Source organism: Methylobacterium sp. Leaf399, from assembly GCF_001424525.1.
Classification (GTDB): Bacteria; Pseudomonadota; Alphaproteobacteria; order Rhizobiales; family Beijerinckiaceae; genus Methylobacterium.
In genome coordinates this window covers 218,613-239,365 of the sequence record NZ_LMQK01000030.1, presented here as the reverse complement: position 1 = coordinate 239,365, position 20,753 = coordinate 218,613, and the positions used below count along the sequence as shown (strand labels likewise).

General features: G+C 70.6%; 21 protein-coding genes. 17 read left to right on the top strand and 4 right to left on the bottom strand.

The features are described 5' to 3' along the window. Position 1: 1 nt before the first annotated feature. Complete coding sequence (gene tlpA, locus ASG40_RS14495) at positions 2–631, bottom strand: thiol:disulfide interchange protein TlpA (protein WP_055887439.1); 630 nt, start codon at positions 629–631, stop codon at positions 2–4. 42 nt (positions 632–673) lie between these two features. Here tlpA and argH point away from each other — a divergent pair, with 42 nt between their 5' ends. From argH to ASG40_RS14465, 6 genes are all read left to right on the top strand, one after another. Then, positions 674–2,065 (top strand): argininosuccinate lyase, encoded by a 1,392-nt coding sequence (gene argH / locus ASG40_RS14490; RefSeq protein ID WP_055887047.1) that lies wholly within the window; start codon positions 674–676, stop codon positions 2,063–2,065. A gap of 120 nt (positions 2,066–2,185) precedes the next feature. After that, a complete protein-coding gene (locus tag ASG40_RS14485; protein WP_055887043.1) occupies positions 2,186–3,196 on the top strand; it encodes an NAD-dependent epimerase in 1,011 nt (336 codons plus the stop codon). 181 nt (positions 3,197–3,377) lie between these two features. Further along, positions 3,378–3,698, top strand: coding sequence for a hypothetical protein (locus tag ASG40_RS14480; protein ID WP_055887040.1), 321 nt, complete (start codon positions 3,378–3,380; stop codon positions 3,696–3,698). Positions 3,699–3,854: 156 nt separating this feature from the next. Further along, complete coding sequence (locus tag ASG40_RS14475) at positions 3,855–4,559, top strand: hypothetical protein (RefSeq protein WP_055887037.1); 705 nt, start codon at positions 3,855–3,857, stop codon at positions 4,557–4,559. Positions 4,560–4,932: 373 nt separating this feature from the next. After that, complete coding sequence (locus ASG40_RS14470; protein ID WP_055887034.1) at positions 4,933–6,216, top strand: sensor histidine kinase; 1,284 nt, start codon at positions 4,933–4,935, stop codon at positions 6,214–6,216. Positions 6,217–6,227: 11 nt separating this feature from the next. Beyond that, complete coding sequence (locus ASG40_RS14465; protein ID WP_055887031.1) at positions 6,228–6,605, top strand: response regulator; 378 nt, start codon at positions 6,228–6,230, stop codon at positions 6,603–6,605. A gap of 238 nt (positions 6,606–6,843) precedes the next feature. Here ASG40_RS14465 and secA read toward each other — a convergent pair whose 3' ends face one another. Continuing rightward, on the bottom strand, positions 6,844–9,711 hold the full coding sequence (gene secA / locus ASG40_RS14460; protein WP_055887028.1) for a preprotein translocase subunit SecA: 2,868 nt from the start codon (positions 9,709–9,711) through the stop codon (positions 6,844–6,846). Positions 9,712–9,940: 229 nt separating this feature from the next. Beyond that, positions 9,941–10,264 carry a hypothetical protein gene (locus tag ASG40_RS14455; protein WP_055887025.1) on the bottom strand — a complete coding sequence of 108 codons (324 nt, stop codon included), beginning with the start codon at positions 10,262–10,264 and terminating at the stop codon, positions 9,941–9,943. A gap of 267 nt (positions 10,265–10,531) precedes the next feature. Between ASG40_RS14455 and ASG40_RS14450 the strand changes: the two genes are divergently transcribed. Next, a complete protein-coding gene (locus tag ASG40_RS14450) occupies positions 10,532–11,410 on the top strand; it encodes a peptidylprolyl isomerase (RefSeq protein WP_055887022.1) in 879 nt (292 codons plus the stop codon). 323 nt (positions 11,411–11,733) lie between these two features. Then, positions 11,734–12,045 (top strand): GCG_CRPN prefix-to-repeats domain-containing protein, encoded by a 312-nt coding sequence (locus ASG40_RS14445; protein ID WP_055887020.1) that lies wholly within the window; start codon positions 11,734–11,736, stop codon positions 12,043–12,045. 333 nt (positions 12,046–12,378) lie between these two features. Here ASG40_RS14445 and ASG40_RS14440 read toward each other — a convergent pair whose 3' ends face one another. Next, a complete protein-coding gene (locus ASG40_RS14440) occupies positions 12,379–15,039 on the bottom strand; it encodes a heparinase II/III domain-containing protein (protein WP_055887017.1) in 2,661 nt (886 codons plus the stop codon). 212 nt (positions 15,040–15,251) lie between these two features. Here ASG40_RS14440 and flgB point away from each other — a divergent pair, with 212 nt between their 5' ends. From flgB to ASG40_RS14395, 9 genes are all read left to right on the top strand, one after another. Beyond that, a complete protein-coding gene (flgB, locus tag ASG40_RS14435; protein WP_055887014.1) occupies positions 15,252–15,641 on the top strand; it encodes a flagellar basal body rod protein FlgB in 390 nt (129 codons plus the stop codon). Beyond that, the gene (flgC, locus tag ASG40_RS14430; RefSeq protein WP_055887010.1) at positions 15,641–16,057 is read left to right on the top strand and encodes a flagellar basal body rod protein FlgC; all 417 of its coding nucleotides are present in this window, start codon (positions 15,641–15,643) and stop codon (positions 16,055–16,057) included. Before flgB ends, flgC begins: the two co-directional genes overlap by 1 nt. A gap of 16 nt (positions 16,058–16,073) precedes the next feature. Continuing rightward, positions 16,074–16,409, top strand: coding sequence for a flagellar hook-basal body complex protein FliE (locus ASG40_RS14425; protein WP_055887008.1), 336 nt, complete (start codon positions 16,074–16,076; stop codon positions 16,407–16,409). Positions 16,410–16,436: 27 nt separating this feature from the next. Next, positions 16,437–17,225 carry a flagellar basal-body rod protein FlgG gene (flgG, locus tag ASG40_RS14420; protein ID WP_055887005.1) on the top strand — a complete coding sequence of 263 codons (789 nt, stop codon included), beginning with the start codon at positions 16,437–16,439 and terminating at the stop codon, positions 17,223–17,225. Between the two features lie 149 nt (positions 17,226–17,374). Beyond that, entirely contained in the window at positions 17,375–17,875 is a 501-nt protein-coding gene (gene flgA / locus ASG40_RS14415; protein WP_244480624.1) for a flagellar basal body P-ring formation chaperone FlgA, read from the top strand. Then, complete coding sequence (gene flgI, locus ASG40_RS14410) at positions 17,875–18,975, top strand: flagellar basal body P-ring protein FlgI (RefSeq protein WP_055887002.1); 1,101 nt, start codon at positions 17,875–17,877, stop codon at positions 18,973–18,975. Before flgA ends, flgI begins: the two co-directional genes overlap by 1 nt. After that, positions 18,972–19,490, top strand: coding sequence for a MotE family protein (locus ASG40_RS14405; protein WP_055887000.1), 519 nt, complete (start codon positions 18,972–18,974; stop codon positions 19,488–19,490). Before flgI ends, ASG40_RS14405 begins: the two co-directional genes overlap by 4 nt. Then, positions 19,490–20,224, top strand: coding sequence for a flagellar basal body L-ring protein FlgH (gene flgH / locus ASG40_RS14400; RefSeq protein WP_055886997.1), 735 nt, complete (start codon positions 19,490–19,492; stop codon positions 20,222–20,224). Before ASG40_RS14405 ends, flgH begins: the two co-directional genes overlap by 1 nt. Before the next feature lie 24 nt (positions 20,225–20,248). After that, positions 20,249–20,740 (top strand): flagellar basal body-associated FliL family protein, encoded by a 492-nt coding sequence (locus ASG40_RS14395; protein WP_055886993.1) that lies wholly within the window; start codon positions 20,249–20,251, stop codon positions 20,738–20,740. The last annotated feature ends 13 nt before the right edge of the window (positions 20,741–20,753 follow it).

Sequence of the window (20,753 nt, the reverse complement as noted above, 5' to 3'; positions counted from 1 at the left end):
GTCACGGCCGCCCGATCGCCGCCGCGATGAGGCGCTTGGCATCCTCGCTCGCCCAGTCGGCCGGGCCCTTCATGATGCCGAGCGTGCAGCCGCCCGCATCCACCAGGATCGTGGTCGGCAGGCCCAGCGTGCCCGTCTCCTTCTGGAGCACGGGCAGCACGCGCCCCGTCGGGTCGGCGTAATAGGCCAGGGCCCGGATGCCGTTCTCCTTCAGCCAGAGCGGTGGCGTTTCGAGGTTGCGCGTGTCGAGGTTGATGGCGACGACGTGGAAGTCCTTCGCGTCGAAGGCCGCCTGCAGGCGGTCGAGGGCCGGCATCTCCGCCTTGCAGGGGGCGCACCACGTCGCCCACAGGTTGACCAGGAGCGTGCGCCCGCCCATTCCCGCCAGGGTGACGTCCCTGCCCTCCGGGCCCTTGAACGGGAAGGCCGGCGCCGGGCGCGGCGTCTCCAGCACCTGGAGGGCGGCGACTTCGCCCCGCGCCAGCGGCGCGAGGCGCGCGGCGGTCTTGGCGGCGCCCGCGCAGGCGCCGGTGTTGCCGCCCGTCGTCCCGGTCCCGTATAGGGCGAGGCCGGCGGCGAGCGCCGCGACGAGCCCGATGCCGGCGGCGAACGCCGCTGTGGTGCGAGGCATCATCGTTGCGTGCCCGCGGCAGATGGAAGGATCGATGACGACATGAGCAACCGGATGTGGGGCGGGCGGTTCGCGAGCGGACCGGCCGAGATCATGGAGGAGATCAACGCCTCCATCGGATTCGACAAGCGCCTCGCACCCCAGGACATCCGCGGCTCGCTGGCGCATGTGGCAATGCTGGGGCAAGCCGGCATCCTGCCGGCCGACGATGTGACCGCGATCGAGGCCGGGCTCAAGGCCGTGGCCGCGGAAATCGAGGAGGGCCGCTTCGCGTTCCGCCGGGAGCTCGAGGACATCCACATGGCGGTCGAGAGCCGCCTGACCGAGATCGTCGGCCCGGCCGCCGGGCGCCTGCACACCGCCCGCTCGCGCAACGACCAGGTCGCCACCGACATGAAGCTGTGGGTGCGCGACACCCTCGAGGGCCTCGACGCCCAGGCCGCCGGTCTGCAGAAGGCGCTCGCGCAAAAGGCGCTGGCGCATGCCGCCACGGTGATGCCGGGCTTCACCCACCTGCAATCGGCCCAGCCCGTCACCTTCGGCCACCATTGCCTGGCCTATGTCGAGATGCTGGCGCGCGACCGCGGCCGGTTCCAGGACGCGCGCCGCCGGCTCAACGAATGCCCGCTGGGTGCCGCCGCACTGGCCGGCACGTCGTTCCCGATCGACCGCCACGCCACGGCCGCCGCGCTCGGCTTCGACCGGCCGACCGCGAACTCCCTCGATTCGGTGGCCGACCGGGACTTCGCTCTGGAGTCGCTCTCGGCCGCCGCCATCTGCGCCGTCCACCTCTCGCGCTTCGCCGAGGAACTGGTGGTGTGGACCTCGGCCCAGTTCGACTTCGTGCGCCTGTCGGACGGCTACACCACCGGCTCGTCGATCATGCCGCAGAAGCGCAATCCGGACGCGGCCGAACTGGTGCGGGCCAAGTCCGGGCGGGTGATCGGCGCGCTCACCGGCCTGCTCATCGTGATGAAGGGCCTGCCGCTCGCCTATTCGAAGGACATGCAGGAGGACAAGGAGGGCACCTTCGACGCGCTCCAGGCCCTGTCCCTGTGTCTGGCCGCCATGACCGGCATGGTGCGCGACCTCGAGCCCAACGCGGAGGTGCTCGCCCGCGCCGCCGGCTCCGGCTACGCCACCGCCACGGATCTGGCCGACTGGCTGGTGCGCGAGCTCGGGCTGCCGTTCCGGGAGGCGCACCACGTCACCGGGCGCCTCGTCGGCGTCGCCGCGGCCAGGGGCGTCGGCCTGGAGGCGTTGTCGCTCGCGGACCTGCAGGAGGCGGAGCCGCGCATCGGCGAGGCCGTCTATGCGGTTCTGGGGGTCGAGAATTCGGTGGCGAGCCGGACCAGCCACGGCGGCACCGCCCCCGACAACGTGCGTGCCCAGGCCACGCGCTGGCTCGCGGCGCTGGACGCGCCTGCGGCGTGATGCGCAAGCGCGGTCGACGGACCCGCGCTACCGCGGTCACTCGGGTGCCGCGGGCTGCGACCGCAGAACCGCGGGCCGCTCTTTTGCGGATCCCGCTCACGTCGCGATAGGAGTCGAGCGATGGACACGGTGCTGGTCACGGGCGTTGCCGGCTTCATCGGGCTCCACGTCGCCGAACGGTACCTGGCCGCGGGGCGGCCGGTCGTCGGTATCGACAACCTCAACGATTACTACGACGTCTCCCTCAAGGAAGCGCGGCTGGCACGGCTCGCGGCCGACCCGAATTTCCGGTTCGTCCGGATGGACATCGCCGACCACGCGGCGGTCGATGCGCTGTTTTCCGAGCATCGTTTCCGGCTGGTCGTCCACCTGGCCGCCCAGGCGGGGGTGCGATACTCGCTGAAGAACCCGCGCGCCTACGCCCACAGCAACGTCGACGGCTTCCTCAACATCCTCGAAGGGTGCCGGCATCACGGCTGCGAACACCTCGTCTACGCCTCGTCGAGCTCGGTCTACGGCAAGCTCACCAAGATGCCGTTCTCGGTGCACGACAACGTCGACCATCCCGTCAGCCTGTACGCCGCCACCAAGAAGGCCAACGAGCTCTTCGCCCATTCCTACAGCCACCTCTACGGCCTGCCCACGACGGGCCTGCGGTTCTTCACCGTCTACGGCCCTTGGTATCGGCCGGACATGGCGCTGTTCATCTTCACCAAGGCCATCCTGGCGGGCGAGCCGATCACCGTGTTCAACAACGGCGCGATGCAGCGTGACTTCACCTACATCGACGACGTCGCGGAAGGCGTGCTGCGGGTGGGCGAGGCCGTCCCGTCCGGGAATGCGGCCTGGACCGGCATGGCTCCCGACCCCGCCAGCAGCAGCGCGCCCTATCGCATCTACAACATCGGCAACAACCGGCCGGTGGCGCTGCTGCGGCTGATCGAGGTGCTGGAGACGTGCCTGGGCCGCAAGGCGGTCCGCCAGCTGCTGCCGATGCAGGCGGGCGACGTTCCCGCGACCTATGCCGACATCGACGCCCTGACCGAGGCCGTGGGCTTTCGCCCGTCGACCCCGATCGAGGTCGGCGTCGAGCGCTTCGTGCGATGGTACCGGGATTACTACGGGGTCTGACGGCAAGGGCGCGGCCCCGTTCCGGCCCGCCGGCGGGGAAGAGGCCCACACAACCGATCCCGACGTTCCCGCGCAATCGGCGTGAAACTTGTTTGTGGTCTCACGGGTTGTAAGCGTGGCCGTTCACGGCCCAGCCAGATTTGCCCCGTTAGATCACCGCCAGCGTTTCGGAGATCGCTTGATGCCCGTCGAAAGTTGGACTCGGCCGGACGACGTGCCCGCCCTGGCGGCGCAGGCCAGAACGTACATCGACGCGGCCCTTGCGCGCCTCGACGAGGCCGAGCGGCAGGCGTTCTGGGCCTCGATCGTGAAGTGCTACAACACGCCCTACAACGACCCCGAGCCCCGTGCCCTGGTTCGCCCGGCCCCGGCCCCGGCCCCGGTCCGCATCGTGCTGGCGGACGAAACGCCCGATGGCGAAGGCCCGGTCGAGGCCGCGGACCTCGCCCATCTCGCCGCGATCCCGGCCGCCTCGGGCCCTGTCGACCATCACGTCCGCTGACCGGGGACGCCCGCGGCCGACGGGGGTGATGTCCTGCGCCGCGCCGGCCGATGCTTGCCGAAAAAGGCGTGACGGTTAAAACGGGGCCTCCGGCCGGGCGATGCGGCGGGAGCGGCCACGGCGACCGCCTCGAGGCCCACAGGACCCAAGAAGCCCATGTCGCGTGTCGTCGCCCGCAGTCTCGTCCTCGGAACCTCGGCCCTCGTCCTCCTGTCGGTGCCGATCGCCGGCCCGGTCGGTCCCGGACCGGCCCTCGCCCAGCAGCAGGCTCCCGCCGCCGTCGAGGAGACCGAGGCGCCACCCTCGCGCAAGCGCGGCCGCCGCGGCCGCGAGGCCTCCCGCGAGGCGACACGGACGGCGCCGGGCATGCAGCAGGCCACCCCCGTCGCCATCTTCGGGGACTGGAACGTGTTCGCCTCCGGCCAGGGCAAGACCCGCGTGTGCTACGCCATCGCCCAGCCGCAGACGCGCACGCCCAAGACCCTCAAGCGCGATTCCGCCTATCTCTTCGTCACGGTGCGCAAGGGCGAGAACATCCAGAACGAGGTCGCCGTCATGCTCGGCTTCCCCGCCAAGCCCGCCGCCAGCCAGGCCAAGCCGGCCGCAGCCGCGGCACCGGCGATCTCCGCCTCCGGCGATCCCGCCCTGGCCCTCGGTGCCGTCCGCTACGGCCTCGTGGTCAAGGACGGGAACGCCTGGCTGCAGAACCCCGCCGAGGAGGCGCGGGTCGTGGCCGAAATGTCCCGGACGCCCAAGGTCGTCGTCAAGGCGACGTCGATGAAGGGCAACCCGACCAGCGACGAATACGCTCTGGCGGGTTTCGGCGACGCGATGAAGCGGACCCGCGAGGAGTGCCGCTGAGGGCGCCACGGCCCTGAACGGGGAGGGCGGGCGCCGCCGGCCTTCTTCCACAGGTTTTGCCGGCCCGATCCGCACATCACGGTTCCGCGATGACGGCGAATTCTCCCGTGACGACTATGCCGTCCCGCCGTTCGCGTGGACTATCGTCTTCATCGTCGATCGGCGGGAGGGTTCCGACCGCGTCTCTGGGATGTGTCGGAGCGGTCGAAGATTACCGAAAGTTGCTTTGGGCGCAACTTGTCATATGATGTGAATTGATGTCAGCATGTTTGTGGGAGCATTTGAGGATGAGGTATGCCAACCGCATCCGTCTTTCCTTCGCCAAACGCTGAACAGGTCGCCAAGCTAACCTGATCCGAGACCGAGACTCGCCATGTTGGATTTTCTCGGGACCTTCTTCGATCGGAGCACCCTCGCTCCGCATGGGATCTGCCTGCTGTGGCGTCCCGAACTGATCTGGACGCATGTCGTCTCAGACCTCGTGATCGGGCTGGCGTACTTCTCGATCCCCGTGGCGCTCGGGGTGTTCGTGACGCAACGGCGCGACATCGCCTTCGGCTGGATGTTCTGGGCCTTCGCGCTCTTCATCCTGGCGTGCGGCACCACGCATTTCTTCGCGATCTGGACCCTGTGGGTGCCCGACTACGGTGCCGAGGCGCTGGTGAAGGCGGCGACGGCGGTCGTCTCCGTCGGTACCGCGGCGGCGCTGTGGCCGCTCCTGCCCAAGGCCCTGGCGCTGCCCTCGCCCGAGACGCTGCGGCAGGCCAACGCCGATCTGCGGGCCCGCATCGCCGAGCGTGACGCGGCCCTGGCGGCCCTGCGCCAGGCCAATGCCGAGCGCGACCGGGCCGAGGAGATGCTGCGCCAGACCCAGAAGATGGAGGCGATCGGCGAATTGACCGGCGGCGTCGCCCACGACTTCAACAACCTCCTCGGCATCGTCATCGCCAACCTCGACCGTATCGCCCAGGTCGTCCCCCGGGACGCGAAGGCCGACCACGCCATCGCCGATGCGATGACGGGGGCCGAGCGTGCGGCGAACCTGGTGCAGAAGATGCTCGCCTTCGCCCGCCGCCAGCCGCTCCACCCGACCGTGATCGACGCCAACCGCCTGATCGGCGATCTCTCGGAACTCGTCCGCGGCGCCCTCCACGCCATCGCCCAGCCGCGGCTGGAACTGGCCGAGGACCTCTGGGCCGTGAACGCCGACACCAACCAGCTGGAGAGCGTCCTCCTCAACCTCGCCGTCAACGCCCGGGACGCGATGCAGCCGGGCGGCGTGCTCACGATCCGCACCCGCAACCTGCCGGCGGCCACGGCGGCCGGTCACGCCGGGCTCCAGCCGCGCGACTACGTCTGCATCGAGGTGGTGGATACCGGCTCTGGCATGTCGCGGGAGGTGGCCGAGCGGGCCTTCGAGCCGTTCTTCACGACGAAGGCGGTGGGCCAGGGCACCGGTCTCGGCCTCAGCCAGGTGTTCGGCTTCGTGAAGCAGTCCGATGGGCATGCCGAGATCGAAAGCCGCATCGGCAGCGGCACCGTGGTACGTCTCTACCTGCCGCGTCACGATCCCTCGCGGCTACCCGAACCGCGTCTGCTCCCCGCCGCGTCCGAGCGGTCCGGCCCGTCCGCCTTCTCCATGCCGAAGTTTGCCTGAGGTCTTCATCGATGAGCGAGACATCCACACACCGGGTGCTGATGGTCGAGGACGAATCGCTGCTCTTGGAAGTGATCACGGCGGATCTCGAGGATGCGGGCTTCACCGTCACCAGTGCGGCCAATGCGGAGAACGCCATCACCCTCCTGCGCGAGGGTTTGGCCGTCGACCTGCTGTTCACGGACATCCGGCTGCCGGGGGCGATGGACGGATGGCAGCTCGCCGAGGCGGCTCGCCGCCTGCGGCCCGGTCTTCCGGTGATCTACGCCACAGGCTTCACGACGACGCCGCCGCGCCTGATCGAAGGCAGCATGTTCTTCACCAAGCCCTACCGGGCCTCCGCCATCATCCGTGCGATCCGAACCCTGGCCGAGGGCACCGCCGCCTGAGGCGGAGACCGCCTTACCCCGAGTCCTCCGCGCACCCCGTTGCCGGATCGCGGACGGTGTCCGCCGCGCGCGGCATGCCTTTGCGATCGCCTACGACGACTACCCGGGGCGGAGCCGCGAGCGGCAGCACGACGCTGGCGGCTGTTGACGCCGTAAACGACGAGAACCCGGCGTCATTCCTCACGCCCAGGTCCGGCTCGATGCCGGACCCCTCCGTCGACCGCGCGCCCGAACGACGTCAGACTGAAAAACGGCCGTGGCAGTGCTTGTACTTCTTGCCCGACCCGCACGGGCAGGGCTCGTTGCGCCCGACGCGGCCCCAGGTCTCCGTGTCGTCCGGGTTGCGCTCCAGCACCGCGGTGTCGCCGGCCTCGGCGCCGGCCACCATGGTGGCGCGGGCGGCACCGGCATAATCCATCTCGTTCTCGCCGGTGACGGGATCGAGGTGCTGGGCGAACATCGGCGGCAGGGCCGGCGAGGCGAAGGGATCGGGGGCCTGATCCTGCTGCTCGTACATGATCTCGATGCGCGAGAGCTGTTGGGTCACCTGCTCGCGCAGGGAGGCGACGAGGCCGTTGAACAGCTCGAACGCCTCCGATTTGTACTCGTTGAGCGGATCGCGCTGGGCGACACCGCGCCAACCCACCACCTGGCGCAGGTGGTCGAGGGTGACGAGATGCTCGCGCCAGAGGTGGTCGAGGGTCTGGAGCAGCACCTGCTTCTCGACGTAGGTCATCAGCTCGGGCGTGTTCTTCTCGACGCGGCCGGCATAGGCGTCGTCGGCGGCGGTGCGCAGGCGCTCGCGCATCTCCTCGTCGGCGATGCCCTCTTCCTTGGCCCAGTCCTCCACCGGCACGTCGAGGTTGAGGACGGTGGTGACCCGCTCGCGCAGCCCCTCCACGTCCCACTGCTCGGCGTAGGCGTTCTCGGGGATGTGGACGCTCACGAGGTCGTCGATGACGCCGTGACGCATCTCGTCGACGGTGTCGCGCACGCTCTCCTGGCCCATGAAATCGCGGCGCTGCTCGAACACGACCTTGCGCTGGTCGTTCATGACGTTGTCGTACTTGAGCACGTTCTTGCGCATGTCGAAGTTGCGCGCCTCGACCTTCTGCTGCGCCTTCTCGATGGCCTTGTTGATCCAGGGATGGATGATCGCCTCGCCGGGCTCGAGCCCCAGGCGCGTCAGCATCCCGTCCATGCGGTCGGACCCGAAGATCCGCATCAGGTCGTCCTGGAGCGAGAGGTAGAACTTCGAGCGGCCCGGATCGCCCTGGCGGCCGGAACGCCCGCGCAGCTGGTTGTCGATGCGGCGCGACTCGTGGCGCTCTGTGCCGATGATGTAGAGCCCGCCGGGCAACGCCTTCTTGCGGCCGGCCTCCGGATCGGCCGGCTCGCCCGAGGCCAGCACCTTGGCGCGGTACGCCTCGATCTCGGCCTTGATCGCGGCGATGCGGGCCTCGCGCTCGGGCCCCTCCGGCACGTCGGCGAGCTCCTTGCCGATGCGCATCTCGAGGTTGCCGCCGAGTTTGATGTCGGTGCCGCGCCCGGCCATGTTGGTGGCGATGGTGATGGCGCCCGGCACGCCGGCCTCGGCCACAATGTAGGCCTCCTGCTCGTGGAAGCGGGCGTTGAGCACCGCGAAGGTCTTGGTGACCTTGCCCTCGCGGGCGGCCTTGTAGACGTCGGTCAGCGCGTTCAGGTCCGAATAGTCCAGGGCCTTGAAGCCGGCCTTGCGCAGGAGGTCGGCCAGGTGCTCCGACTTCTCGATGGAGCCGGTGCCCACCAGGATCGGCTGATGGCGGGCGTGCGCCTTCTCGATCTCGGCGATGATGCCGGCGTATTTCTCGTCCACCGTCCGGTAGACCTCGTCGTCCTCGTCGACGCGCTCGACCTCCTTGTTGGTCGGGATGTCGACGACCTCGAGCTTGTAGATCTCGGCGAACTCGTCCGCTTCCGTCGAGGCGGTGCCGGTCATGCCCGCGAGCTTGGAGTAGAGGCGGAAGTAGTTCTGGAAGGTGATCGAGGCGAGCGTCTGGTTCTCGGGCTGGATGGTGACCCGCTCCTTGGCCTCCAGGGCCTGGTGCAGCCCTTCCGAGTAGCGCCGGCCCTGCATCATGCGGCCCGTGAACTCGTCGATGATCACCACCTCGTCGTTCTTGACGATGTAGTCCTTGTCGAGGGTGAACAGGGTGTGGGCGCGCAGAGCCTGGTTGACGTGGTGGACCAGGGTGACGTTGTGCGCGTCGTAGAGGTCGCCCTCCTTGAGGAGGTCGGCGCCGCGCAGCAGTTCCTCGATGAACTCGTTGCCGCTCTCGGTGAGCGAGACCGTGCGCTGCTTCTCGTCGAGGTCGTAGTGCTCGCGCTCGAGGTGGGGCATCAGCGCGTCCACCGAGACGTAGAGGTCGGAGCGGTCGTCGACGGGGCCGGAGATGATGAGCGGGGTGCGCGCCTCGTCGATCAGGATCGAATCGACCTCGTCGACGATCGCGAAGTTGTGGCCGCGCTGCGCGAGCTGGCTCAGCTCGTACTTCATGTTGTCGCGCAGGTAGTCGAAGCCGAACTCGTTGTTGGTGCCGTAGGTGATGTCGCAAGCGTAGGCCGCCTTGCGCTGCTCGTCGTCGAGGCCGTGCACGATGGTGCCGACGGTGAGGCCGAGGAACCGGTAGACCCGGCCCATCCACTCGGCGTCGCGCGAGGCGAGGTAGTCGTTGACGGTGACGACGTGGACGCCGAGTCCCGAGAGGGCGTTGAGGTAGACCGGCAGCGTGGCGACCAGGGTCTTGCCCTCGCCGGTCTTCATCTCGGCGATGCCGCTCTCGTGCAGCACCATGCCGCCGATCATCTGCACGTCGAAGTGCCGCTGGCCGAGCACGCGCTTGGCGCCCTCGCGCACGGTGGCGAAGGCGGGCACGAGGATGTCGTCGAGGCTCTTGCCCGCGGCGATCTCGGCCTTCAGCATCTCGGTGCGGGCGCGCAGCTGATCGTCCGACAGGGCCGCGATCTGCGGCTCGAGGGCGTTGATCTCGGCCACACGGGGACGATAGCCCTTGACGCGCCTGTCGTTGGACGAGCCGAAAATCTTCTTAGCGAGGGCGCCGAGCATCGTGAACCTGCGGTCGATCGAAAGTGTCTGAACGGTCTGTTGGGCCGGGCTTATAGAGGTAATTATCGGCCTGCGCATCAGACAAGGGTTGACGCCCCCGCGGCCCGATCACGGGCAGAAGAGGACGGGCCATGCCAAAGGCGCCCGGCGGACGCTTGGTTCCGCGCAGGCGCCCGGCGGACGCTTGGTTCCGCGCAGGCGCCCGATCGCAGGGGCGGCGTTCGATCGGTCAGTTGATCTGACAGAACCCGGCGCCCTGGCCGACGAGGCGGCCGCTGGCGCAGTTCGCCGCCACCACCCCCGTCGAGGCCGGCTGGATCGCCTGGACGGGGGCGCGCACCGGCAGGATCGGCCGCAGGAAGGCCGCCTGCGGCTCCACCGGCATGCCGGCCGTCGCCGTGCGCCTAGCGGAGGCGTCGTGGGCCCGGGCCGGGGTCGCGTAGACGATGCCGCCACCCCCGCGGCCACCGCCGCCGCGCCCGCCGCGGGCCTCGGCCTCCTGGACGGAGGCGAACGCCAGGGCGAGGGCACCGATCACGACGGCGTGGCGCATCCGATTGTCCTCCGGGTCGAGGCTGAGACGGCGCCATCCTACGGCGGGGGCCTTAAGGCCGAGTGGATGCAACCGTTCGTATTCGACGCTTTCCGTGCGATCGGGCGGAGGTGCGGCGGTCCCCTCGGGCTTGCCATCGGGCCCGGCCCGCGCCACGTGTGTCGGCGTGAAACGCCGCGGCCGTCACGCCGCAAACCGCCACGCCTTCCGCGCCCCATCCGGCCACGAGAGCCGGCCCGCGGCGGCGCTTCCAAGGACGCATCCCCCATGATCAAGCCCTCCCGTCTCTGGCTCGCGAGCGCCCTCGCGCTCGGCGCGGCCCTGCCCGCCGGTGCCCAGACGCCCCCGGCCGCCACGCCCGCCCCCGCGGCGGCGCCGGTGGCGCCCGAGACCGTGGTCGCCAAGGTCAACGGCGCGCCCATCACCGCCGGCGACCTCGCCGTGGCCAGCGACGACCCGGCCCTGTCGCTGCCCGGCGTCGACGAGGACCAGAAGAAGAACCTGCTCGTGGACTACATGGTCGACCTGAAGGTCGGCGCCCAGGCGGCGAACGCGGCCAAGATCGGCGAGACCGCCGACTTCCAGCGCAAGCTCGCCTACTTCAAGGACAAGCTCCTGCTCGACGAATACCTGGAGCGCGAGGCCAAGAAGGCCGCCACCCCGGAGGCCGCCAAAGCCCTCTACGAGCAGACCGTGAAGGCGATGAAGCCCGAGGAGGAGGTCCACGCCCGCCATATCCTGGTGGACAACGAGGCCGAGGCCAAGGCGATCGCCGCGCGGATCAAGGGCGGCGAGGAGTTCGCCAAGGTGGCCGGCGAGGCCTCGAAGGACCCCGGTTCCAAGACCGAGGGCGGCGATCTCGGCTGGTTCACGAAGGAGCGCATGGTCGCCCCCTTCGCCGAGGCCGCGTTCAAGATGAAGGCCGGCGAAGTCTCCGACCCGATCAAGACCCAGTTCGGCTGGCACGTGATCAAGGTCGAGGAGAAGCGCGTGAAGCCGGTGCCGACCTTCGCCGAGATGAAGGATCAGGTCGACCAGTACATCACCCGCAAGGCGCAGCAGGACCTGATCCTGAAGCTGCGCGAGGGCGCCAAGATCGAGCGCACCGACGCCGCCCCGGCCGCAGCACCCGAGCCCAAGAAGTAGCGCGACGTCCGCCTGTCCCCTCTCCCCGCCGGCGGGGAGAGGGCGAGCCGCGCTCGGCCGAATCGCGGTCCCGGGTACCCCCGTGTCACCGCGCGGATCGACCGCGACGGACCGATCCCGCCGCCGCGCCCGATCCGGCTGACGACGGCCCGATCGTGCGAGCCCGCACACGGATGCGGTGTCTTTCAGCGCTGCTGGCTGGCCGGCGGCGAAATCAATATCCACATGTAACGAACAGCACATCCACAGGTGTGGTGGGGGCCTAACCCAGTCGTCGTTCGGAGCCGGCCGGTGCCGCTTCGACGTTTCGAGGAGGTCCCATCATGACGCGCCTTTCAAACATCGGATTTGCCGCCTTCGCCCTGACCGGCGTCGGCCTCGTGTCCCCGGCGGTCGCGGCGCCGCTCGCCGTGCCCGCCTCGCCGCCGGCGACGCTGGTCGACACGGTCGCCTACGGCTGCGGCCCCGGCTGGATCCCCAACCGCTTCGGCGACTGCCGCCCGATGTATCGCCGCTACGGCTACGGCTACGGCCGGCCCTATCGCGGTGACGACGGCTATGGCGGCCGCGGCCATTACGGCGTCCGTCCCGTCTTTCACGTCGGCCCCTTCGGCGCCGGGATCTCCTTCCGTTGAGCGAGCCCGCCGCCGGCCTCGCGCCCGCTGCGGGCCGTGAGGCCGGCGGCGCCTGCCCAGGGCATCCCTCACGATCGACGACGGAGGCCGAGATGAACGAGTTCGACGGCGACACCCCATCCGAGTTCGACCACTGGAAGAACACCGCCCTGGCCTATGGCCTCATCGCCATCGGCACCTGCATCGTGATCTACGGCATCGTCGGCCAGTGATACGGTTTCCGCTTGGATAAAGCGGGAACCGTATCACCAAGCCCGCGCGGCATCTGAGCGAAGCCGAAATCCGCATTGCAAAGCAATCAGACGGATTTTGCACGACGGGCGGCGAAGGCCCTCAGGACTCGGGTCCGGCCAGGATCGGGGCGAGGGCACGCCCGGCGAGCAGGGTGGCCAGACGCCCCTCGGCCACGGTGTCGGAGGCGATCATCATGCCGCCGCAGACCCGGTCCGTCCCGGACAGGGCGTAGCGCAGCACGCTGGAGGGGGTGAGCGCACCCGCGGCCTGCGAAACGAATCCCTGCATCGTCCCGGGCCGGTCGTTGCGGCCGTTGACGATGGCGAGCCCCGCCGCGCGTCCGGCCTGGACGATCGGCGTGAAGGCCAGCCGCGAGCGCCCGTGCTGCGCCATCGCCCGGCGCGGCGAGACGATGGCGGCCAGGATGTCGGGGCCCAGGTGCAGCCATCCTTCCATCGCGATCGGCCCGCCCCGCGTCGCGAAGCGATCGAGGACGACGAGCCCGCTGAGGTCGTGCAGCGCCACCACGAGGCGGGCATGAGCGTAGGTGGAGCCGTGGACGCCGGTGCCGATCTCGTAGGCGGTGGCGCCGTCGAGGGCGGTCACGCCCGCGAGCCAGGCCTCGCCCGCCATCGGTTCGCGCCCGTCGGGAGCGGCCACGTTGTGGCCCTGCGCGCTCACGAGGTGGTGGCGCACCGCCCCCGTCTCCACGAGGCTCGACCCGCCCGCCTCGACGATCCAGCGCACGCCCTCCGTCGCATAGACGAAGGAGGTGGCGTCGCGATGCCCGGACCCGTTGGCCGCGTAGGTGCAGGCGAGGTGGCCCCACAGCCGTCCCGGGGCGTCCTGGCGCAGGACGATGACGCCGCCAGACGGGGCGGCCGGCTCCGGGGGCGGCGGCGGCGGGCCGCGCCGGCGGTCGGCCACCAAGTCCGTCTCCAGCGCTCTGCGGCCGCGCAGGCGTCCGATCCAGGCGGCGTGGTCCACCCCGTGGGGCGTGTCCCCGAACGGCGGCAGCCGTCCGCCGGGATCGAGGAGGCCGGTGAGCCCGGGCATCGCCGCTTCCACCCGTCCCGCGATGGTCGCGGCGAGGGGGTGGTCCGTCAGCCCCTCGGCCAGCGCGCGTCCCAGGGTCGCGAGGTCGAGGCGCCGATGCAGGCTCGGGTCGGGGATGGACCCGTCGGGCCGGATCTGGCGCTCGATGCAGGCGGCGACGCCGCTAAGCGCCAGCCCCGTCCAATGGGCGGCCACGGGCAGGGCGGGCAGGGCGCGGGCGACCCCGAGGAGGGCGGCGGCGGCCTCGAACTGCAGGAGGGAGCGCGCCAGGGCGTTCTGCCCGACGATCTCGGCGAGGGCGAACCCGTGCCGGGCGATCTCGCCGGTGAGGACGAGGGCGGCGGCCTCGCCCTCGGGCGCACGCCCGAGCAGCCTGACGAAGACCTCGGCTCGCTGGGCGAGGGCGGCCGGATGCAGGGCGAGTCCGTCGGCCGGATCGCCCCAGGGATTGCCCGCGGACCACGACAGCGCCAGCGCCAGCGCCCGCTCCGGCCCGCCCGGGGATTCGGCCATGGGCCACAGCCAGGTCAGGGCCTGGTAGGCGATGCGCCAGGGCACCGAGCGGAACGGATCCTCGGTCCAGTCCGGTGTTTCCGGCACGGGCCAGTCGGGGCAGGCGGCGAGACGCAGCACGCCGGCCCCGGCCTTCGCCTCGCCGTCCTGCAGGGCGCGCGCCCTGGCCAGGATCGGGGGCACCGCGGCGACCGTCCTGCGCGGAGGGCACCAGGCCGCCACCGCCGCGTCCGACAGCTCGAGGTGTTCGGCCAGCCGCGCGAGGAAGGCGGGGGCCGCGAGGAGGTCGTCGCCGCTCACGCTCTCCAGCCGCAGCCTGTCGTCGAGGGCGACCTCGGGGTCGTCGATGAGTTCGACCGGGCGCCCGTCCCCGTCCCAGGCGGCAAACCCCACCGAGACGCGGGCCGCGTCCGGCGGCGGCATGAGGTCGAGGGTGAAGCGGCGGGCCTGCTGCTGGGTCGGCAGGTCGACGAAGGCGCCCAATGCCGGGAGCACGATGGTGCCGGGATAGGGCGGCGGGATCGGCGTGCCGCCCGCGTCGCGGTAGAGGATGCGTGCGTGGGCGGCGTGCTCGCCGGGGGTCGCCGCGAAGATCTGCCCGCGCAGGACCAGGGGCCGCCCCGGCACCAGGACGTGGTCGAACCATACCGGCTCAGGCCCGAGACGCCGGCGGCGGCGCGAGGGCGGTGGGGCGAGGGCGTCGCGCCGGGCCTGGCTCAGCTGCGGGCGGGTGACGACGAAGGGCCGGGTGTTGCGCCAGGAGCGGATCGTCACCGCCACCCGCGCGGCCGGGGCCGGCAGCATGAAGGCGACGCGCACGAGCGCGGCGCGGGGCGCCGCCGCTTCGCCGGGGTGATAGGCCGGGCCGGCGATCCAGGTGCCGTGGGGGTCGAGTTGCGTGCGGTCGAGGCCCGGCATCTGGTCGAGGTCGAGGCTCGATCCGTCCTGCGCCTGCGGGTCGATGCCGACCAGGGCGAAATCGGGGGCGGCCGCCGCGGTCTCGTCCGCGTCCCAGGCGATGCCGAACCGGACCTCGCACCACCCGTCGGGGACGAGGTCGCCGTAGGCGAGCACCACCCGCGACCAGCGGTTCTTGGTGCCGACCACGTGCTCGTCTTCGCCAGCGCCGGGGTGGGCGCCGCCGGCATAGCGGGCCGGGGAGGGGTCAGGCGAGGGGGTCGGCCCGCTCATGCGACGTCCGGCAGGGGGCGAAGGGTCATCGCGGGCTCGGGATCAAGCGGGACGGACCATCGAACGGGCAGGGGCCCGGGCCGGCCTCGGACCTGCGGTCTCCTCCCCGGCCTGTCAAGGTTGGGCGCGGCGCCGGCCTCGCCCGTCAGCTTCGGACAAGGTTGCCGCCCTACTGGTCCACATCGAAGACGATCACATCCGGAGCCAGGGCGGTGACAGGCGTTTACCTTTTCGAGATCGCCTCGCAGCAGGCCCGTCACCTCGCCGTCCGGCAGGCGACGATCGCCAGCAACGTCGCCAACGCCAACACCCCCGACTACAAGGCCCGCGACGTGGTGCCCTTCGCCGAGGTGCTCTCCCGCGCCGGCTCCATGACCGGGCTGGCGATGACGGCGAGCGCCCATGTCGCCTCCGCCGAGAGCCCGGTTCCGACGCGGCCGGTCAAGGCCGAAGCGGCCTGGGACGCCCTCGAGACCTCGAGCTCTGTCAGCCTGGAGCAGGAGATGCTCAAGGCCGGCGAGGTCAGCCGCGACCACAACCTCAACACCGGCATCGTGAAGGCGTTTCACCGCATGCTGATGTCCGCCGTGAGGGCGGGCTGATGATCGATCCGCTCTCCGCCTCCACGCGCCTGGCCAGCGCCGGCATGGAGGCGCAGTCCCTGCGCCTGCGCATCGCCGCCGAGAACGTCGCCAACGCCCAGTCCACCGGGGCGGAGCCGGGCTCGGACCCCTATGCCCGCAAGACGGTGTCCTTCCGCTCGGCCATGGACCGGGCCGCGGGCCTCGCCTCGGTGAAGCTGAACACCATCGGCACCGACAAGAGCCCGTTCCGGATCGAGCGCGATCCCGGCAACCCGGCCGCCGACGACGAGGGCAACGTCAAGATGCCCAACGTGAACATGCTCGTGGAGATGGCCGACATCCGCGAGGCCAACCGCTCCTACGAGGCCAACGTGCAGGTGATCAAGCAGGCCCGCGCCATGGTGGCCAGCGTCATCGACCTCCTGAAGTCCTGAAAGAAGACCCGCCCCGATGATCGAAGCCCTCGCCTCCATTTCCGCCTTCGACCGGGCCGGCGCGGCCTCGCGCACCGAAGGCACCGCCGCCCTGCAGCGGGCGGTGATGCCCGCCGTGGGCGGCGCCGCCCCGGTCACGGACTTCGGCGACGTCATGGCCCAGCTGGTGTCGGGGGTGCGCACCTCGGTGCGGACCGGCGAGGCCACCGCCATCCAGGGCATCCAGGGCAAGGCCTCCGCCCAACAGGTGGTGGAGGCGGTGCTCTCCGCCGAACAGAGCCTGCAGACCGCCATCGCAGTGCGCGACAAGGTCGTGGCCGCCTACCTCGAACTCAGCCGCATGCCGATCTGAGATCCGCCGATTTAAGGAAGTACCGCCGTGAGAGCACTCGCCATCGCCGCGACCGGCATGAACGCCCAGCAGATGAACCTCGAGGTCATCGCCAACAACATCGCCAACCTCAACACCACCGGCTTCAAGCAGGCGCGGGCCGAGTTCACCGACCTGCTCTACCAGGCCGAGCGCCAGCAGGGCGTGCCCAACCAGGCCGGCCAGGAGCCGGTGCCCGAGGGCGCCATGCTGGGCCTGGGCGTGCGCACCGCCGCGATCCGCAACCTCCACCGCCAGGGGCAGCTCGCCAACACGTCGAACCAGCTCGACCTGGCCATCAACGGCCGCGGCTACTTCCAGATCACCAACCCCAACGGCGAGATCAACTACACCCGCGCCGGCTCGTTCAACCGCAACAACGCCGGCCAGCTGGTGACGCTGGAGGGCTACACCGTCGAGCCGGCGATCCTCCTGCCCGCCAACGCCGTCGACGTGGTGGTCAACCAGTCCGGCCAGGTCTTCGCCAAGATCGACGGCCAGGTCGCCCAGCAGAACATCGGCCAGCTCTCGCTCGCCAACTTCGCCAACGAATCCGGCCTCGAGCCCCTGGGCAACGGCCTCTACCGCGAGACCCCGGCCTCCGGGCAGCCGGTGGTGGGCGTCGCCGGCGACGTCAGCTTCGGCAAGATCCAGCAGGGCTACCTCGAAGGATCGAACGTCGATCCGGTCAAGGAGATCACCAACATGATCACCGCCCAGCGCGCCTTCGAGATGAACTCGAAGGTGATCCAGGCCGCCGACGAGATGGCCGGCACGGTCTCCAAGGGCATCCGATAGGGCCACCGGCCGCGCTGAGGCGGGGCCACCCCGATCCTCCACCCCACCGGCGGCGCCTGCTCGATGCGTGCCGCCCGAGACCTCGAACAGGCGGACGGCGGGGCGGACGCCCGGCCGAGGGACCCGGCTCGCCGCCGGCCGGACACACGATGAAGAGCGCGACCACCATGGGCCAGACACATCTCACCGGACGGATCACGCGGGGCCTCGCCTCGGCCGCGACAGGGCTCGCCCTCTGCGCCGGCCCGCTCTGGGCGGCCGACCTCGTGCTGCCGGTGCCCACGGTGACGATCTACGCCGGCGACGTCATCAAGGAGTCGATGCTGCGCTCCCAGGCCTATCCCGAGACCTTCAGGGCGCGCGGCGCGGTCATCGACGCGCCGCTGGCCATGGTCGGGCGCACCGCCCGGCGGATGCTGCTGCCGGGCGAGCCGGTGCCGGTCAACGCCGTCGAGGACCCGCGCCTCGTCAGCCGCGGCGCACCCACCCAGATCGTGTTCGAGGAGAACGGCCTGTTCATCACCACGGTGGGCTCGCCCCTCCAGAACGGGGGCCTGGGCGAACTCATCCGGGTGCGCAACGCCGACACCGGCCGCATCGTCCTCGGCACGGTGATGGCCGACGGCCGCATCCGCACCGGGGACAAGTGATGCGCCGCATCCTCCTGGTCCTGGTGGCCCTCGTCCTCGCGGCCGTCCCCGCCGCCGCGGGAACGCGGATCAAGGACATCGCCACCCTCAAGGGCGTGCGCGACAACCAGCTCGTCGGCTACGGTCTCGTCACCGGCCTGCAAGGCACCGGCGACACCCTGCGCAACGCCCAGTTCACCGAGCAGTCGCTGCAGTCGATGCTCGACAAGATGGGCATCAACGTCCGCGACGCCCGCCTGCGCACCCGCAACGTCGCCGCCGTGATGGTGACCGCCGACCTGCCGCCCTACACCGGCACCGGCTCGCGCATCGACGTCACCGTGACCTCGCTGGGCGATTCCTCCTCGCTTAAGGGCGGCACCCTGCTGATGACGCCGCTGATGGGCGGCGACGGCCTCGTCTACGCCGCGGCGCAGGGGCCGCTGGCGGTCTCGGGCTTCACCGCCGGCGGCGCGGCCGAGACGGTGACGCAGGGCGTGCCCACCGCCGGGCGCATTCCCAACGGGGCGCTGATCGAGCGCGAGGTGGTCGGCACCTTCCGCGACCTGCCCGAACTGGTGATGGAACTGAAGAACCCCGACTTCAAGACCGCGATCCTGGTGGCCGACGCCATCAACACCTACGCCCTGCAGCGTTTCCGCAAGCGCGTCGCCATCCCCCGCGACCAGCGCGCGGTGGTGCTGATCCGGCCCGCGCAGATCGCCCAGACCCGCTTCATCGCCGAGATCGGCGACCTGTCCGTCGATCCCGACGTGCCGGCCCGGGTCGTCGTCGACCAGCGCACCGGCACGGTGGTGATCGGCCGCAACGTCCAGGTCTCCACGGTGGCGGTGACCCACGGCAACCTCACCGTCCGCGTCACCGAGACGCCGGAGGTCTCGCAGCCCGAGCCCTTCTCCAACGGCCGGACCGTGGTGGTGCCCCGCACCGAGGTCGCGGTCAACGAGCAGCCGGGCCGGCTCGCCATCATCCGCGGCTCGGACCTGCAGACCCTGGTGCGCGGCCTCAACCAGGTCGGCCTGAAACCCACCGACATCATCTCGATCCTGCAGGCGGTGAAGACCGCCGGCGCCCTCCAGGCGGAGCTCGTCGTCCAATGACCGGCAGGCGCTCCCTCCTCGCTGCCGCCATCGCGCTCGTCCTCGCCGCCGGGTCGGCCGCGGCGATCGAACCGCCGCCGCCGGCCGAGGCGGCCCGTGCGCCCGAGGCCGCACCCAAGCAATCCGGCTATTGCGCCAGCATCGCCGATGCCGCCGCCGACGCGCGCTTCGCCTGGCAGAAGGAGCAGCTCGCGACCCTGGAGAAGCAGGTCGAGGAGCGGATCGCGAAGCTCGAGGAGAAGCGCGCCGAATACGAATCCTGGCTGACCCGCCGCAACGCCTTCCTCGCCAAGGCCGACGAGGGCGTGGTGGCGATCTACACCAAGATGCGTCCCGACGCGGCCGCCCTCCAGCTCGCCAACATGCCCGAGGAATCCGCGGCCGCGATCCTCACCAAGCTGAACGCCCGCACCGCGAGCGCCATCCTCAGCGAGATGGAGGCCGCCCGCGCCTCGCAACTCGCCCGCGTCATGACCGATCTGGGCAAGAAGGCCCGGGAAAGCGAGAAATCCTGATGACCCGCCCGGCACCCGCAGGCTCCAGAGCCCGCCTCGGCCTCGCCCTCCTCGTCCTCGCGCCGGCTCTGGGCGCCTGCAACGCCAACCGCCTGTCGGAGTTCGGCCAGGCGCCGGTGCTGAGCCCGATCGGCACCGGGCTCGCCGCCCCGCGCGAGGCGTTGCCGACCACCTTCGGCTCGCTCAACCGCAAGACCTACCATTCGACCTGGGCGCCCGGCGCCGTCGAGATCTTCCAGGACCCGCGCGCCCGCAACGTCGGCGACGTCATCACGGTCTCGATCCAGATCGAGGACAAGGCCCAGTTCGGCAACTCCAGCGATCGCTCGCGCAGCCAGCGCTCGGGTCTCGGCTTCGATTTCGGCTACGGCGTCTCGGCGCTCAAGGACACGGCCACGGCGGATGCCGGCATCCGCTCCTCCACCGAGAGCAAGGGGGCGGGCAACATCGACCGGTCCGAGAGCCTGCGGCTCTCGGTGGCGGCCGTCGTCACCGAGGTCATGCCCAACGGCAACATTCTGATCTCGGGCTCGCAGGAGGTGCAGGTCAACAACGAGGTCCGCGTCCTCACCGTGGCCGGCATCGTGCGGCCGCGCGACATCTCCCGCCTGAACACCATCGCCTACGACAAGATCGCCGAGGCGCGCATCTCCTACGGCGGCCGCGGCCGCATCAGCGAGGTGCAGGCCCCGACCTTCGGCCAGCAGGTCTTCGAGACCCTGGCGCCGTTCTGACGGTTCGATCGAGGAGACGCCACGATGGCCGCCAAGACGGACGATGCCCCCAGGAAGAAGGGCGCCATGGCGCTGATCGGCGCCGTGGCGGTGGCGAGCGTGATCGCCATCGGCACCGGCGGCGGGCTCGGCCTCTACCTGCAGTCCACCGTGGAGAAGGCGGTCGACCAGAAGAAGAAGGACGAGGAGGACAAGGCCGTGAAGGTCCTCAAGTACACCGGCGACCTCTCGCTGCGCAGCGTCGGCTCGGTGGTGACCAACCTCGCCGACGCCAACGAGGCCTGGGTGCGGCTCGAATCCTCGGTGGTGTTCAAGACCGCGGCGGTGCCGAGCCCCGACGTGGCGCTCGCCGAGATCCGGGCCGACATCACCGCCTACCTGCGCTCGGTCACCACCCGGCAGATCGAGGGCCCGAGCGGCCTGCAGCACCTGCGCGAAGATCTCAACGAGCGCGTGGCGCTGCGCACCAAGGGCCAGGTCCGCGAACTGATCGTGGAATCGCTGGTGGTCCAGTAGCGGGCCACCCTCC

Excerpts from the sequence above, each read along its gene's own strand:
- tlpA (WP_055887439.1), bottom strand. The coding sequence starts at position 631 with ATGCCTCGCACCACAGCGGCGTTCGCCGCCGGCATCGGGCTCGTCGCG.
- argH (WP_055887047.1), top strand. The coding sequence starts at position 674 with ATGAGCAACCGGATGTGGGGCGGGCGGTTCGCGAGCGGACCGGCCGAG.
- ASG40_RS14485 (WP_055887043.1), top strand. The coding sequence starts at position 2,186 with ATGGACACGGTGCTGGTCACGGGCGTTGCCGGCTTCATCGGGCTCCAC.
- ASG40_RS14480 (WP_055887040.1), top strand. The coding sequence starts at position 3,378 with ATGCCCGTCGAAAGTTGGACTCGGCCGGACGACGTGCCCGCCCTGGCG.
- ASG40_RS14475 (WP_055887037.1), top strand. The coding sequence starts at position 3,855 with ATGTCGCGTGTCGTCGCCCGCAGTCTCGTCCTCGGAACCTCGGCCCTC.
- ASG40_RS14470 (WP_055887034.1), top strand. The coding sequence starts at position 4,933 with ATGTTGGATTTTCTCGGGACCTTCTTCGATCGGAGCACCCTCGCTCCG.
- ASG40_RS14465 (WP_055887031.1), top strand. The coding sequence starts at position 6,228 with ATGAGCGAGACATCCACACACCGGGTGCTGATGGTCGAGGACGAATCG.
- secA (WP_055887028.1), bottom strand. The coding sequence starts at position 9,711 with ATGCTCGGCGCCCTCGCTAAGAAGATTTTCGGCTCGTCCAACGACAGG.
- ASG40_RS14455 (WP_055887025.1), bottom strand. The coding sequence starts at position 10,264 with ATGCGCCACGCCGTCGTGATCGGTGCCCTCGCCCTGGCGTTCGCCTCC.
- ASG40_RS14450 (WP_055887022.1), top strand. The coding sequence starts at position 10,532 with ATGATCAAGCCCTCCCGTCTCTGGCTCGCGAGCGCCCTCGCGCTCGGC.
- ASG40_RS14445 (WP_055887020.1), top strand. The coding sequence starts at position 11,734 with ATGACGCGCCTTTCAAACATCGGATTTGCCGCCTTCGCCCTGACCGGC.
- ASG40_RS14440 (WP_055887017.1), bottom strand. The coding sequence starts at position 15,039 with ATGAGCGGGCCGACCCCCTCGCCTGACCCCTCCCCGGCCCGCTATGCC.
- flgC (WP_055887010.1), top strand. The coding sequence starts at position 15,641 with ATGATCGATCCGCTCTCCGCCTCCACGCGCCTGGCCAGCGCCGGCATG.
- ASG40_RS14425 (WP_055887008.1), top strand. The coding sequence starts at position 16,074 with ATGATCGAAGCCCTCGCCTCCATTTCCGCCTTCGACCGGGCCGGCGCG.
- flgA (WP_244480624.1), top strand. The coding sequence starts at position 17,375 with ATGAAGAGCGCGACCACCATGGGCCAGACACATCTCACCGGACGGATC.
- flgI (WP_055887002.1), top strand. The coding sequence starts at position 17,875 with ATGCGCCGCATCCTCCTGGTCCTGGTGGCCCTCGTCCTCGCGGCCGTC.
- ASG40_RS14405 (WP_055887000.1), top strand. The coding sequence starts at position 18,972 with ATGACCGGCAGGCGCTCCCTCCTCGCTGCCGCCATCGCGCTCGTCCTC.
- flgH (WP_055886997.1), top strand. The coding sequence starts at position 19,490 with ATGACCCGCCCGGCACCCGCAGGCTCCAGAGCCCGCCTCGGCCTCGCC.
- ASG40_RS14395 (WP_055886993.1), top strand. The coding sequence starts at position 20,249 with ATGGCCGCCAAGACGGACGATGCCCCCAGGAAGAAGGGCGCCATGGCG.